The organism is Prevotella bivia DSM 20514 (assembly GCF_000262545.1).
In the GTDB taxonomy this organism is placed as follows: Bacteria; Bacteroidota; Bacteroidia; order Bacteroidales; family Bacteroidaceae; genus Prevotella; species Prevotella bivia.
The window spans coordinates 80,775-95,793 of sequence record NZ_JH660658.1; the positions used below are offsets into that span (position 1 = coordinate 80,775).

11 protein-coding genes are annotated in these 15,019 nt (G+C 39.6%); 9 read left to right on the forward strand and 2 right to left on the reverse strand.

Annotated elements, in window-relative coordinates; translation table 11 throughout:
* Positions 1–20: 20 nt before the first annotated feature.
* Both PREBIDRAFT_RS00345 and PREBIDRAFT_RS00350 read left to right on the forward strand, forming a co-directional pair.
* Positions 21–236: a DNA cytosine methyltransferase gene (locus PREBIDRAFT_RS00345; protein ID WP_036862231.1), complete on the forward strand. Its 216-nt coding sequence runs from the start codon at positions 21–23 to the stop codon at positions 234–236.
* A 198-nt stretch (positions 237–434) separates the two neighbouring features.
* Complete coding sequence (locus PREBIDRAFT_RS00350; protein WP_004336782.1) at positions 435–3,458, forward strand: PEP/pyruvate-binding domain-containing protein; 3,024 nt, start codon at positions 435–437, stop codon at positions 3,456–3,458.
* An 85-nt stretch (positions 3,459–3,543) separates the two neighbouring features.
* On the opposite strand, the gene queF is transcribed toward PREBIDRAFT_RS00350, so the two are convergent.
* A complete protein-coding gene (queF, locus tag PREBIDRAFT_RS00355; RefSeq protein WP_004336783.1) occupies positions 3,544–4,002 on the reverse strand; it encodes a preQ(1) synthase in 459 nt (152 codons plus the stop codon).
* Between the two features lie 4 nt (positions 4,003–4,006).
* On the reverse strand, positions 4,007–4,699 hold the full coding sequence (locus PREBIDRAFT_RS00360) for a queuosine precursor transporter (RefSeq protein ID WP_004336784.1): 693 nt from the start codon (positions 4,697–4,699) through the stop codon (positions 4,007–4,009).
* 221 nt (positions 4,700–4,920) lie between these two features.
* Here PREBIDRAFT_RS00360 and PREBIDRAFT_RS00365 point away from each other — a divergent pair, with 221 nt between their 5' ends.
* From PREBIDRAFT_RS00365 to PREBIDRAFT_RS00395, 7 genes are all read left to right on the forward strand, one after another.
* Positions 4,921–5,757, forward strand: a complete 837-nt coding sequence (locus tag PREBIDRAFT_RS00365) for a peroxiredoxin family protein (RefSeq protein ID WP_004338885.1) — start codon at positions 4,921–4,923, stop codon at positions 5,755–5,757.
* Positions 5,758–5,920: 163 nt separating this feature from the next.
* Positions 5,921–7,345, forward strand: coding sequence for a CCA tRNA nucleotidyltransferase (locus PREBIDRAFT_RS00370; RefSeq protein WP_004336786.1), 1,425 nt, complete (start codon positions 5,921–5,923; stop codon positions 7,343–7,345).
* Positions 7,346–7,475: 130 nt separating this feature from the next.
* Positions 7,476–8,810: an efflux RND transporter periplasmic adaptor subunit gene (locus tag PREBIDRAFT_RS00375; RefSeq protein ID WP_004338886.1), complete on the forward strand. Its 1,335-nt coding sequence runs from the start codon at positions 7,476–7,478 to the stop codon at positions 8,808–8,810.
* 30 nt (positions 8,811–8,840) lie between these two features.
* Positions 8,841–12,113, forward strand: a complete 3,273-nt coding sequence (locus PREBIDRAFT_RS00380) for an efflux RND transporter permease subunit (RefSeq protein WP_004336788.1) — start codon at positions 8,841–8,843, stop codon at positions 12,111–12,113.
* 19 nt (positions 12,114–12,132) lie between these two features.
* A complete protein-coding gene (locus tag PREBIDRAFT_RS00385) occupies positions 12,133–13,512 on the forward strand; it encodes a TolC family protein (RefSeq protein WP_004336789.1) in 1,380 nt (459 codons plus the stop codon).
* Positions 13,513–13,601: 89 nt separating this feature from the next.
* Positions 13,602–14,384: an acyl-ACP--UDP-N-acetylglucosamine O-acyltransferase gene (lpxA, locus tag PREBIDRAFT_RS00390; RefSeq protein WP_004336790.1), complete on the forward strand. Its 783-nt coding sequence runs from the start codon at positions 13,602–13,604 to the stop codon at positions 14,382–14,384.
* Positions 14,385–14,494: 110 nt separating this feature from the next.
* On the forward strand, positions 14,495–14,839 hold the full coding sequence (locus PREBIDRAFT_RS00395) for an ISAon1 family transposase N-terminal region protein (RefSeq protein ID WP_004338888.1): 345 nt from the start codon (positions 14,495–14,497) through the stop codon (positions 14,837–14,839).
* Positions 14,840–15,019 lie beyond the last annotated feature (180 nt).

Genomic DNA, 15,019 nt, shown 5'->3' on the forward strand with positions numbered 1-15,019 from the left:
TTATAACTTTATACAAAAGTATGGAAGCAAAAACAGTCTTAATTATAAATTTGGCGTTAATTGTGGGTTACCGTGAATATGCAAGAATACAGACTTTTCCTGATGAATGGATTTTTAAAGGCAACTTATCTGAACAATATAAGCAAATAGGAAATGCTGTTCCAGTAAATCTAGCATATGCGATTGGGAGATCTTTAATAAGGTTGTTAAATGATATAGAAACGTTTGTAGGATAAATATTTAGCTTAGCAATAATACTTATGTTTAAGCCAAATTGTAAACATTTTCTCACATTCTCTATAACTTTAAGAGTTTTTACACCCATAAAGAAATCAGTATGAGAAACCGAGAAAAATAGAAGATACCTCTATTTTCTTAATTTTCTTTTGTACTTTCGCAAAAGAAGAACAGAAACAAAAAAAACGGTATTGAATATGGCGGATCATCAGATGCAAGAAAATATACCTAACGTATGGACAAAGTTTATCTTGAAAGATGTTAACTTTGTCGACCTTATGCTGCGCAGAATTACCAATGTCCTCATAGTGGCTAACCCCTACGATGCTTTTATGTTGGAGGATGATGGGCGCATAGAAGAGAAGATCTACAATGAGTATATGGGGCTGGGCTTACGTTATCCCCCTATGTTTATACAGGTCTCTACGATCGAAGAAGCCAAAACGGTGCTAGCCTCAACACAAATTGACCTTGTTATCTGTATGCCGGGTAATGCCGATAACGATGCTTTCACCGTGGCACATGCTGTGAAAGATAAATTTCCCGATATACCTTGCGTGGTGCTGACACCTTTTTCACATGGTATTACACGCCGTATGAAAGACGAAGACTTGAGTATCTTCGACTATGTTTTTTGCTGGTTGGGCAATACAAACCTTATTCTCTCTATCATCAAACTCATAGAAGACAAGATGAACCTTGAGCATGATGTAGAAGAAGCTGGTGTGCAGATGTTGTTGCTAGTGGAAGATAGTATTCGCTACTACAGTTCTATTTTGCCCAATCTGTATAACTATATTCTTCAGCAGAGTAAGAACTTTGCTACAGAAGCACTCAATAGGCATGCTGCCACTATGCGTATGCGAGGACGTCCAAAGGTGGTACTAGCTCGTACCTACAATGAGGCAATAGAAATTTACGAGCGTTATAAGGAAAATTGCTTAGGGGTGATTAGTGATGTGCGTTTCCCTCTCTCTATGAAACAGCCTTCTGAGGTGGCACTTGCAGGAGCTACCACCGACGAAAAGGACGCAGAGGCTGGTTTTAAACTTTTAGAAACGATACGCGCAGAAGACGAATACTTACCACTAGTAATGGAGAGCGCAGAAACGAGTAACCGAGAACGTGCAGAGAAAGAAGGCTTTAAGTTTGTGGACAAAAATTCAAAGATGCTAAGTGTGGAGCTTCGGCACTTGATGGAAGAACACATGGGTTTTGGCGATTTTATCTTCCGCAACCCTAACACCCATGAAGAGGTAATGCGCGTGCGCAATTTGAAGGAATTGCAAGATAACATCTTCACTATTCCTAACGACTCTATGCTTTACCACGTAGAGCGCAATCACATGAGTAGATGGCTTTGTGCGCGTGCAATTTTCCCTGTGAGTAGCTTTTTAAAACATGTTACATGGCATGAGCTACAAGATATTGATACTCACAGGCAGATTATCTTTGATGCTATCGTGAAATATCGGCACATGAAGAATATTGGTGTGGTGGCAGAGTTCGACCGTGTTCGCTTCGACCGCTATGCCCACTTTGCACGCATTGGTGATGGCTCATTGGGTGGTAAAGGACGTGGTTTGGCATTTTTGGATAATGTCGTAAAGATGCACCCAGAGTTTAATCAATATGAAAAGGTGAAAGTGCAGATCCCCAAAACGGTGGTACTTTGTACGGATGTGTTCGACCAGTTTATGGAGAATAATAACCTTTACGAATTGGCTTTGAGTGATGCTTCGGATGAGGAAATACTTGCTGCTTTCTTGAAAGCACAATTGCCCGATAGCTATCGCGACGACTTCCTTACCCTCTTTGAAGCCACCTGCTCACCTATCGCTGTTCGCTCGTCTTCCCTTTTGGAAGATAGCCATTATCAACCGTTTGCAGGTATCTACTCTACCTATATGATCCCTTACCTTGAGGACAGAGAGCAGATGCTTTATATGATGGCAGCAGCCATTAAGGCGGTGTATGCATCGGTATTTTATAAGGAGTCGAAAGTATATATGACGGCAACAAGAAACGTCATTGATCAAGAGAAAATGGCAGTAATCCTTCAAGAGGTAGTGGGTAAAACCTACGGTAATCACTACTACCCTAACGTATCAGGGGTGCTTCGTAGTATCAATTATTACCCTGTAAATAACGAAAAAGCCGAGGAAGGTATTGCATCGTTGGCACTTGGTTTGGGTAAATATATTGTGGATGGTGGGCAAACCTTACGCGTTTCGCCCTATCATCCTAACCATGTTCTCCAACTATCGCGAAATGATTTTGCTATGCGCGATACACAAAATCACTTCTATGCGCTTGATATGACACGATCAGGCACCGATTTTAAGGTGGATGATGGTTTCAATATCAAGAAACTTGAGATAAAAGATGCTATCGAGGACAACTCGCTTCACTTCATTGCCTCTACCTATGATGTGAACGATCGTCGCATCAGAGATACCCATCTAGGAAATGGACCGAAAATTATTTCCTTTGCAGGCATATTGCAATATGATGTTATTCCACTACCAGAAATACTCCGTATGTCGATGCGCTATGGAGAAGAGGCGATGAGACGACCTGTCGAGATAGAATTTGCGTGCAACATTAATACGGATCGCACTGCCGAGTTTTATCTACTTCAGATCCGTCCTATTGTCGATTCAAAGCAAATGCTAGAAGAAAATATAGAGGAAATACCCACCGAGCAATGTCTCTTGCGTAGTAACAACTCGCTAGGACATGGCATTTCGGAGGATGTTTGCGATGTGGTTTATGTGAAATATGCCGAGGAATATAATGCGGGCAACAACCCACAAGTGGCTTTAGATATAGAAACGATCAATGATAAGTTTCTTATCGAGGGTAAGAACTATGTGCTTGTTGGGCCAGGACGTTGGGGAAGTAGCGAACCATGGCTAGGTGTGCCTGTGAAGTGGGCTAATATCTCGGCAGCGAAAGTAATTGTGGAAGTGGCACTGAAGAATTATAATGTAGATCCTAGTCAAGGTACTCATTTCTTCCAAAATCTCACCTCTTTTGGTGTGGGATATTTCATGATAGATACCAATCACCCAGAAGAGGGCAGTATTATTCGTAAGGATATGCTCGATGCTATGCCAGCCATTGAGGAAACAGAATATGTTCGCCACGTTAGGTTTGAACGTCCATTAAAAGTAATGATGGATGGAAAGAAGCAAGTGGGGGTTATTCTTAGAAGTTAAAAACGTTTTAGGGGGTAAAGCTACATTTAGCTTAACCCCCTAAAAACTGTAACTAAGGTAATAGCCTTAACTCCTAAAAACCGCTTTATAGCCCATGATTCATAAACCTATGCTCTGCCAACTGTTCGTATTTTGTTCCTGGCTTACCATAGTTAGCGTATGGATAGATACTAATACCACCACGTGGGGTAAAGATACCCGTTACCTCTATATATTTAGGTTCCATTAGCTTAATAAGATCTTTCATAATAATGTTTACACAGTCTTCATGGAAATCGCCATGGTTACGAAAACTGAACATATAGAGTTTCAGACTTTTGCTTTCTACCATACGCACATCTGGCACGTATGAGATTTTGATTTCAGCAAAGTCGGGTTGTCCTGTAATAGGACACAAACTAGTAAACTCTGGGCAGTTAAACTGCACCCAGTAGTCATTACCCTGATGTTTATTCTCAAACGATTCCAACACCTCTGGTGCATAATCGCTCTTGTACTCTGTATTCTTACCTAAGAGTTGTAGTCCTTCTTGTTCTCTTTGCATAACTTTACCCTAAACTAAAAATCTTCCAAATACTATAATTTACACCTTCATCATACACATCTTCACCCTCATACTCCTTCAAGGCTTTCACTACCTTAATAGTAATGGGTAAAGCGATGATCTCATAAAACGTTTTGAGAAACACTTGCCAAAGCATAAGCTTAGGAAGTTCCTCGGTAGGTACTACACCCGATAAAGCTAGTGGGAAGAAGATAAGCGAGTCGATGCTCTCTCCTGCGATGGTACTAAGGATAGCACGTGCAGAGAAATGTCTCCCTCCATCGTGCAACTTCATCTTACTCATCACATAAGCATTGGCAAACGATCCTACTACGAAAGCAAGGAAGGACGCTGCTGCCACACGAGGAGCTAACCCAAATACGGCATGAAAACCAGCATTGTTAGTCCAATAAGGAGCACCGGGTATCCAGTCGCATAACGCACCCATCATGACGAAGAAGAAATTCATTGCGAAGCCTAACCATATCAACAATCGTGCTTTCTTATAGCCCCATACCTCACAAACACAATCATTGATGATGTACGACACTGGAAAGACGATTAGCCCACCTGTCAAACTAATACCTAACACGGAAATCTGCTTTGTTTCTAAAAGGTTTGCCGCAATGAGACAAACACAAAAGAGTACACTGAAAAGCAGAAACAGTACACTCACCTGTTGTTTTGTTTTTTGCATATCTTGTTTTGTTAAAGGGGGTTGAGCAAGTACCCCTATTCATCAATAAAAGCTAATAAGCGAGTGCAAAGGTACGATAAAATATCGTAATATAGCCTAAGTTATACCTTTTAAGGCGCAAATTAAGGGAATATCCCTCTATTATCATAGGGAAAAATTCTTTTATTCCAAATAAATATTACTACTTTTGCAAATGTTGAACTAATTACATTAATTGAATTATGAGAAAGATTTTAATTATGGTCATGCTTGCATTTGGTACGTTTGCAGCATATGCCCAAGATACTAAACAGTACGAAGATAAAATGAAAGGTCTTGAAACTCAGTACCAATCTTTGATTGCTACTTACAAGACTATCAAGAGTAAGGATAAGAGTGCTATCACCGCTGATGACAACAAGAAGTTAGAAGAAATTGAGGCTAAGGCTGGCGAACTTGATTCACTTCAAAAGGTCTACACCTTGGAAATCGTTCGTAACTTCAAGAATACCACTTTCCCTGCTAAGTATGTAGCAGAAGCTGTATATAGCTTTAGTTTCGATGAGATGAAAGAAGTATGCGACTCTACCTCTGGTTACTATAACGAAAAGGAAATGGCTCCTGTTAAGAAGATATGGGCAGCACTACAACTTCGTCAGCCAGGTTTGATGTTCCACGAGCTTACTATGGTAGATCTTAATGGTAAAGCTATTAAGCTTAGCGATTATGCGGGCAAAGGAAAGTATGTTTTAGTAGATTTTTGGGCTTCATGGTGTGGTCCTTGCCGTATGGAGATGCCTAATGTAGTAGAAGCATACAAGAAATTCCGTGCTAAGGGATTTGAAGTTATAGGTGTTAGCTTCGACCAAAAGAAAGAATCATGGGCTAGTGCAGTAAAGAGTCTTGGTATGGAATGGCCACAAATGTCTGACTTAAAAGGTTGGCAATGTGCTGCTGCCAAAACATACGGCATTATGAGTATTCCATCTAATGTATTGCTCGATCCGCAAGGTAAGATCATTGAAATAGACCTTAGAGGTGAACACTTACAAAAGGTATTAGCAGAAATTTATAAGTAGGATAACACCTTTAATAATATATAAAACAAAGAACACTTGGTAGGATATAAAGCCTATCAAGTGTTCTTTTATTTTATATGGAACAAGGCTTTAAATCGTATACAAGTTTTTGTCTTTATCAGCCTTTTTGATTACCTTTGCATTACAAAATTAAACAATTATTATGCGAGAACTCTCAAATGCGCAGTTGGCGCAATTACTAGATAAAGATATATTTCATCATATTTCAGAAGCTGCCGATAAATTAGGATTAGAATGTTATGTTGTTGGCGGTTATGTTCGTGATTTGTTTTTAGAACGCCCATCTAATGATATTGATGTGGTTGTGGTAGGTAGTGGTATTCAAGTAGCTAGTGAACTAAAGAATATCCTCGGAAAGAAAGCACATTTATCCGTATTTAAGAACTTTGGTACAGCTCAGGTGAAATATAGAGATACCGAAGTGGAGTTTGTTGGAGCTCGTAAAGAGAGTTATAGCCACGACAGCCGAAAACCTATCGTAGAAGACGGCACTTTAGAAGATGATCAAAATCGTCGCGACTTTACCATCAATGCAATGGCGGTATGCTTAAACAAAGATCGTTTGGGGGAATTAGTCGACCCATTTGGAGGTGTTGATGATCTTTGGGATGGTATTATTCGCACTCCGCTCGACCCTGATATTACTTTTTCTGACGATCCGTTGCGTATGATGCGCTGTGTACGTTTTGCGACACAACTCAATTTTTTTATTGATGACGAAACCTTCGCTGCACTAGAACGCAATGCAGAGCGCATCAAGATTATTAGCGGCGAACGTATTGCAGAGGAACTCAACAAGATAATGATGACTAAAACGCCTAGCAAGGGTTTTGTAGATCTGCATCGTTGTGGGCTTCTACAGCTCATTATGCCAGAGTTGACAGCTATGGATATAGTAGATGTGAAGAATGGTAGAGCGCATAAGAATAATTTTTATCATACGCTAGAGGTTCTTGATAATAGTTGCAAAACAACTGATAAATTATGGTTGCGTTGGTCAGCACTTTTACACGACATTGGTAAACCAAAGTGTAAACGCTGGGACAACGCTATCGGGTGGACATTTCATAATCATAATATAGTAGGAGCAAAGATGGTTCCTGGTCTGTTTCGACGAATGAAACTACCAATGGATGCCAAGATGAAGTATGTGCGTAAACTTGTAGATATGCACATGCGTCCTATTGTGATTGCTGATGAAGAAGTAACCGACTCAGCTGTTCGCCGCCTTATGAATGATGCAGGCGACGACATTGACGATCTAATGACATTATGCGAAGCCGATATTACTAGTAAAAACGAGTTGCGCAAACAACGATTTCTAAACAACTTTCGCACTGTGCGTGAGAAGATAGAGGATCTAAAAGTACGTGATTATAAACGCTTACTTCAGCCATGTATTGATGGTAATGAAATTATGGAAATGTTTCATTTAAAGCCAAGCTACGAGGTAGGTGTATTAAAAAAAGCCCTAAAAGAAGCAGTCTTAGACAACAAAGTCGCTAATGAGCGTGAGCCGTTATTAGCGCTATTGAATAAAAAAGCAAAAGAATTAGGGTTAGTGTAAGCAAAAGTGGTTGCTTAAAAGGTGCAGAATATTAAAAAAGTAATATTTAAATTAAACTGATAAACACAAAAAACGTCTAAACATACGTTTTTAAGTTATATCTTTGAGAAATATGTATAATAAAATAGGTATGAAAGCAAACAAATTCTTGGTAGTTGCTGCTGTTGCAGCAACAGTTTTTGTAAGTTGTGGTAAAGGTCAACAAACTTTGCCTACAAGCGATGAATTTCCTGTAATGACAATTGGATCGTCAAGTGCACAATCAAAATCAACTTATCCAGCAACTATAAAAGGTATTCAAGATGTAGAAGTAAGACCAAAAGTAAGTGGTTTTATTACACATCTTAACGTACACGAAGGACAGTATGTAAAAGCAGGACAAGTCTTATTTGTAATTGACAATTCTACCTATCAAGAAGCTGTTCGTCAAGGGCAAGCTCATGTAGATGCAGCACAAAGTGCTGTAGCACAAGCTCGTGCAGCTGTTAATACAGCCAACGCTAGCTTAAATTCGGCAAAAGCACAAGAGGCAACAGCTCGCTTAACCTATTCTAATAGCAAGAATCTTTATGCTAATAAAGTAATAGGAGATTACGAGCTGCAAGCTGCAAAGAATACATACGCTACTGCTGAAGCTGCTGTTCGCCAAGCTCAAAGTGGTGTTGCCCAAGCAACGGCAGCTATTCAGCAAGCAGAGGCTGGGGTTAAACAAGCACAAGCAGGTTTAGCTACAGCAAAAGAAAATCTTGGTTTTTGCTATGTGAAAAGTCCTACATCAGGCTATATTGGTAGTCTTCCTTACAAGGAAGGAGCTTTGGTTAGTCCGTCATCTGCACAACCTGTTACAACTGTTAGCAACATCTCAACGATGGAAGTTTATTTCTCTTTAACAGAAGCTGATATGCTAAAGTTATCGCGTTCTAGCAATGGATTAGCTAGTGCCATTCAAAAATTTCCAAGTGTTAGCTTACAGCTTATAGATGGTTCTATCTATAGCCATGAAGGAACTGTTGTAAAGACAAGTGGTATCGTTGACGCTGCTACAGGTACAATTAGTGTTATAGCACGCTTTCCAAATCCAGAAAAACTATTGAAGAGTGGTGGTAGTGGTCAGATTATAATAGCAAAGAGCAATAATCATGCTATGGTTATTCCACAAGACGCAGTAGTACAGGTTCAAGACAAGATGTTTGTTTATAAGGTTGACCAAGATAATAAGGTACACTATACAGAAATTACCGTTTCTCCAGAAAACGATGGCAATAACTATGTTGTTACAAGTGGACTAAAAATGGGTGATAAGATTGTTACCAAAGGGGTTTCTACTTTGACTGATGGTGCTAAGATCAAAGCTCTTACTGAGGCTGAATACGCTAAGGCTATAGAAAAAGCAGAAGAACTAAGTAAAAATCAAAATTCGGCATCAGGCTTTGTAGAGGCAATGCAGGGTGGCGACAAAAAATAATAAAAAAGGTTCTAATTTAGAATAACAAATATGACATTTTCTAATTTTATTAAACGACCCGTATTGTCTACGGTAATCTCCATTTTCTTCGTACTTCTAGGTGCGATTGGATTGGTATCATTACCTGTAGAACAATATCCAGACATAGCTCCACCTACAATTTCTGTACAGACATTTTATTCAGGTGCTGATGCGCAGACAGTTTTAAATTCAGTAGTTGTACCTTTGGAAGAGAGTATCAATGGTGTGGAGAATATGACCTATATGACCTCTCAAGCTACCAATGATGGTATGGCTCAGATTACTATTTACTTTAAGCAAGGTGCTGATCCCGATATGGCTGCGGTCAATGTACAGAACCGTGTAACACAAGCGCAAGCACTTTTGCCTTCGGAAGTAACTCAAGTTGGTGTAACAACTGGAAAACGCCAAAGTAGTAATGTTATTATCTTTGCGCTTACAAGTGATGATGGACGTTATGATGAGAAATTCTTAACCAACTATAGTGATATCAACATTGTTCCAGCACTGAAACGTGTAAAGGGTGTTGGTAATGTGCAAGTCTTTGGTTCGCTAACTTATAGTATGCGTATTTGGTTGCAACCAGACAAAATGAAGCAGTACAACTTAATGCCACAAGATGTTACTGCTGCTTTGGCAGAACAAAATATAGAAGCAGCCCCGGGTAAGTTTGGTGAGCAAAGCAATATGGCTTATGAGTTTACTATGCGTTATAAAGGTCGTTTGAAAACTGCAGAGGAATATGGCAATATCATTATTAGCAGTAATACAAATGGACAAACTCTGCACCTCCGCGATATTGCAGAAGTAGAACTTGGTGGTTTATCGTATGCTGTAAATATGGAAAGTAATGGTAAACCAGCCGTTATTGGTGCTGTTCAGCAAGTAGCTGGTTCAAATGCTACAGATGTTGCTAATGGCGTGAAAAAAGCATTTGAAATTCAAGCTAAGAATTATCCTCCAGGTATGAAGATGCGCATCGTTACTGATGTTACAGAGTTCTTATACGCATCTATTGAAGAGGTAGTATTTACCTTATTCCTTACTTTGATTTTGGTATTCTTAGTGGTATATGTATTCTTGCAGGATTTACGTTCTACACTTATTCCTTTGATTGCCGTTCCTGTTTCCTTAATGGGTACTTTCCTTTTCTTATGGATGTTTGGGTTCTCGATCAACTTGCTAACGTTATCGGCATTACTATTGGCTATTGCTATTGTAGTGGACGATGCTATCGTAGTTGTAGAAGCTGTCCACGCAAAACTAGATCTTGGTTATAAGAGTGCACTTACCGCATCAATAGATGCTATGAATGAACTTTCTGGTGCCATTATTTCTATTACATTGGTGATGGCAGCAGTGTTTGTACCAGTATCTTTCTTGAGCGGTACTTCTGGTACATTCTATCGTGAATTTGGTGTAACTATGGCTTTATCTATTGTCATTTCTGCCATCAATGCGCTGACCCTATCACCAGCACTTTGTGCTATACTCTTAAAGCCACATGATAAGAACGGAAAAGAAAAAAAATCAACTTTTGTAGATCGTTTTCATAACGCTTTCAATACAGCATTTGATAAAGTTACTAATAAATATAAAAAAGGTGTAGAACGCATTATTAAGAAACCAATTATCACGAGCATTACTGTTATTGTTGGCATCGTGGCTTTGGCTGTAACCATGAGTGTTACAAGTTCTGGACTTGTTCCTAATGAAGATACAGGATCAGTAATGATCTCTATTTCTACCCCTCCCGGTACATCAAAGACTGCAACAAAACAGATTGTTAATAAGGTAGATAAGATGCTGGCTAATAACCCAGCTATTGAAACACGCCAAAACCTTGTTGGTTTTAGCTTAATTGGTGGACAAGGTTCTAATCAAGCAGCATTTTTCATAAAGTTAAAACCTTTTGAAGAGCGTGCATCAAAGAATATTTTTTCACGTATTGGAACTTGTATCAAGCAAGGTAGTATCATTCCTTTATTCCTAAATCCAATGGAATCGAATATGGTGCTAGGTATGATTTATAAGCAAACAGCTAGCATTAAAGGAGCGCAGATTATTGCGTTTGGACCTCCTATGATACCTGGCTTCTCTATGATAAATGGTGTTACTATGACCATGCAGGATAAAACAGGAGGTAATATTGATAAGTTCTTGAAGGTTACTCGTAACTTCTTAGATGCCCTACAGAAGCGTCCAGAAATCGCTAAAGCAATGACTACCTACGATACCCAATATCCACAATATATGGTAGATGTTGATGTGATTAAGACTAAGCAAGCTGGCATTTCGCCAAAAGCAGTGCTTGCTACACTCCAAGGCTACTATGGCGGTATGTATGCTTCCAACTTTAATAGTTATGGTAAACTTTACCGTGTAATGATCCAAGGATCTGTTGATAGCCGATTAACTCCAGAGAGTTTACAAAATATTTATGTGCGTACGCCTAACGGAATGACTCCTATCAATAGTTTTATAACTCTAAAACGTGTTTATGGACCACAAGTAATGAAACGCTTTAACCTGTTTACTTCAATTGATGTTAATATTACTCCTCAAGATGGCTATTCTTCTGGTGATGTATTGAAGGCTATTGATGAAGTTTCAAAGGATAATCTACCAATTGGATATGGCTATGAATATTCGGGCTTGACACGATCTGAAAGTGAGCAAAGTAACACCACCGTGATTATTTTTGCTTTGTGTATCATCTTTGTTTACTTAATTTTAAGTGCCCAATACGAAAGCTATTTATTGCCTCTTGCTGTAGTACTTTCTATTCCTTTCGGTTTAGCAGGTGCATTTCTCTTTACGCTAATCTTTGGACATAACAACGATATCTACATGCAAATTTCACTCATTATGTTGATAGGTTTGTTAGCAAAGAATGCTATCTTGATCGTAGAGTTTGCTCTCGATCGCCGCCGTACAGGTATGGCTATTCGCTATGCAGCAATTCTCGGTGCTGGTGCTCGTCTTCGCCCTGTATTGATGACCGCATTAGCAATGATTGTAGGTTTGATACCGTTAATGTTTGCAAGTGGTGTAGGTCGCAATGGTAACCAAACACTAGGAGCCGCAGCTATAGGAGGTATGCTCATTGGTACGCTGTGCCAGATATTCTTTGTTCCCGCCTTGTTTACAATATTCCAAAGTATTCAAGAACGCATTTCTCCACTTCGCTTTGATGATGAAGATAATAAGTCAGCATTGAAAGAGTTGAAGCAATATGCAAAGAAAACTCCTTGCATAAAATCAAAAGAGAATAAGCAATAACAACTTAGTTTGATAAAAAATGAATAAATTAAATATATTCGTACTCTCGCTAGCAGCTTTGTCGTTGACGGGCTGTAAGAGTCTTTACGGTAATTATGAACGCCCTGATGTGAAAATAACAGGGGTTGTTCGTGATCCAGTAAACGACCAAGCAACACTTGAGGGTGCCAACGACTTTGGTAATCTGCCATGGCGCAGTGTTTTTACTGATCCACAGTTGCAGACCTTAATTGATAGAGCCCTCAATAATAATCCTAATCTTGCGAATGCTGTCCTGAATATAGACATAGCAGAACAGCAGCTAAAAGCGGCTAAACTATCGTTTTTACCAAATGTTGCTTTTGCCCCAACTGGAACTATTTCCCACTTTGGTTCTCATACAGAAGCTACAAAAGCATATACGCTCCCCATTGCGGCAAGCTGGAATGTGGACTTATTTGGGCAACTTAGAGCGAAGAAGAAAGTTGCACAAGCAATGCTATTACAAATGAAAGACTATAAGGTAGCTGCTCAAACATCGCTTATCTGTAATATTGCTAATCTCTATTACACACTTTTGATGCTCGACCGTCAGAAGGAAATAGTAGATAATATGTCAGAGCTAACAAAGAACACATGGGATATGATGAAGCTTCAAATGGAGTTTGGACGTGCTCGCTCTACAAGTGTTCAGAGTGCAGAAGCTGCTTACTATCATGTTCAAACACAAAGCGTTACGATTAAGGGAAATATCCGTGAAGCAGAAAACTCTTTGAGCTTATTACTAGGTGAGCCTGTACATAGCATTGCACGTGGTAGCCTATCTAACCAAAATCTACCAACAAATTTCTCTGGAGGTATTGGCATAGCACTCTTAAGTAATCGCGCTGATGTTCATGCTAAAGAAATGGCACTTGCCCAATGTTTCTATAATATTCAGGAAGCTCGTAGCCGTTTCTATCCCGCGCTAAATATTTCACCTACTGGCGCATGGTCGAATGGAAACGGATTGGTGAATCCGGGAAAATTGTTATTAAGCGTAGTAGGTAGCCTTACACAGCCTATCTTTGCACAAGGCAAACTAAAAGCTGGTCTTCGCGTTGCAGAAGATCAATATAAGCAAGCCTATAACACATGGCAAAACAGTATTCTTACTGCTGGATCTGAGGTTAGCAATGCGCTTGTAGCTTACAATTCTGCCAATGAGAAAAATAAGTTAATGCAACAACAAATAGATGTTTTAAAAAAGAATGTAGAGCATTCTCAATTGCTTTATAAGCAGAGTTCAAGTTCATATCTTGAAGTAATCACTGCACAGCAAAACTTACTTAACGCACAGATTTCTCAAGTTCAAGAGCAATTTACTAAGTTACAGTCTATTGTCAACTTATATTATGCCTTAGGTGGAGGCTCAAAATAATTTAGAATATTATCTCAAACTACCAACACTATCCCCATCAGCAAGTTGGGCTATCTTTCCTTTACGGGAAGAGTGGGGGGTTACATGCTATGAATAGTGAAATTAGTCCAAGAGCCGAAGTTTCTCCTAAAGCTAAGATAGGCAACGGCTGTAAGATTTTTCCTTTTGTATATATAGAGGACGATGTTGTCATTGGTGATAACTGTATCATCTACCCTTTTGTAAGTATCTTAAATGGAACTCGTATGGGCAACGGCAATCAAATTCACCAATGCACTGTACTTGCCGCTATCCCTCAAGACTTCAATTTTGTAGGAGAGGAGAGCGAACTTATTATAGGCAATGAAAATATCTTCCGAGAGAATGTTGTCGTTAACCGTGCTACCCATACGGGGGGTAAAACAGTTATTGGGTCAAACAATTTCCTTATGGAAGGTTCTCACATTAGCCACGACACAATAGTTGGTGATAATTGTGTATTTGGATATGGCACAAAGATAGCAGGAGATTGTCAAATAGGAGATGGCGTTATCTTCTCTTCGAGTGTTATTGCAAATGCAAAAACACGTGTTGGGCAGTTTTCTATGATACAAGCAGGAACTACATTTTCAAAAGATATTCCTCCTTATATTATAGCTGGCGATGAGCCGATAAAATATATTGGTGTAAATACTTATATTGCTAAACGTGAAGGTATAGATCCTAAAGTTGTTAAGCACATTGCTAACGCTTATCGCCTGCTCTTTCACGGTCAAACATCGGTATTCGATGCATGCCTTCAGATAGATCAGCAGGTTCCTGATTCTCCCGAAATTCGCAATATCGTAGAATTTGTACGCTCTACTGACGAAGGAATTATTACTAAGATGTAAACTCTCAAAGAGAAGATCATATAAGCAAAAGAGGGGTCAGTCGTAAAACCCAGTTGCAACCCCTCCCCTCTCATGCACATAATTTCATAAGTATTTGTTATCTTTGCATCATGAAGACCGAGCAATTGTTGCGTTGTATCTTTCCAGAGATACTCGCAGATTATTTTGATGTGATAGATATCCAAGAGAGCATTTCCCAGATAGACTTCTGGTTGGATGAGCGTAACTTTATGGAAGAAGCAGACCGCAAGTCTGGCACAGTAAGCAGTTACGGCTTTACCGCTGAACGGGTTGTCCAAGACTTTCCCCTTCGTGGTAAGCCCGTTTACCTTCATGTCCGCCGTCGAAAATGGCGTGACAGTTCCACGGGTGAGATATTCAGTTATTCTTACGATGACCTGACGGCTGAGGGCAGCAAACTATCCCCTGAGTTCGTTTCTTTTTTAAAAGAATAGAATAGAGTCTACTGCGGAGAGCATTACAGGTATCGGCTCTCATTATGGCGTAGACGGTAAGCAGCTTTCCACCCAATACAAGGAGCATTTCAGCGATTATCGCCAGTGGGAGCAGTTGTTGCATGCGGGAGACTGGCTGCTGTTTGATGAGAACCTGGGAGAGAGCCTGAGTATCGATGA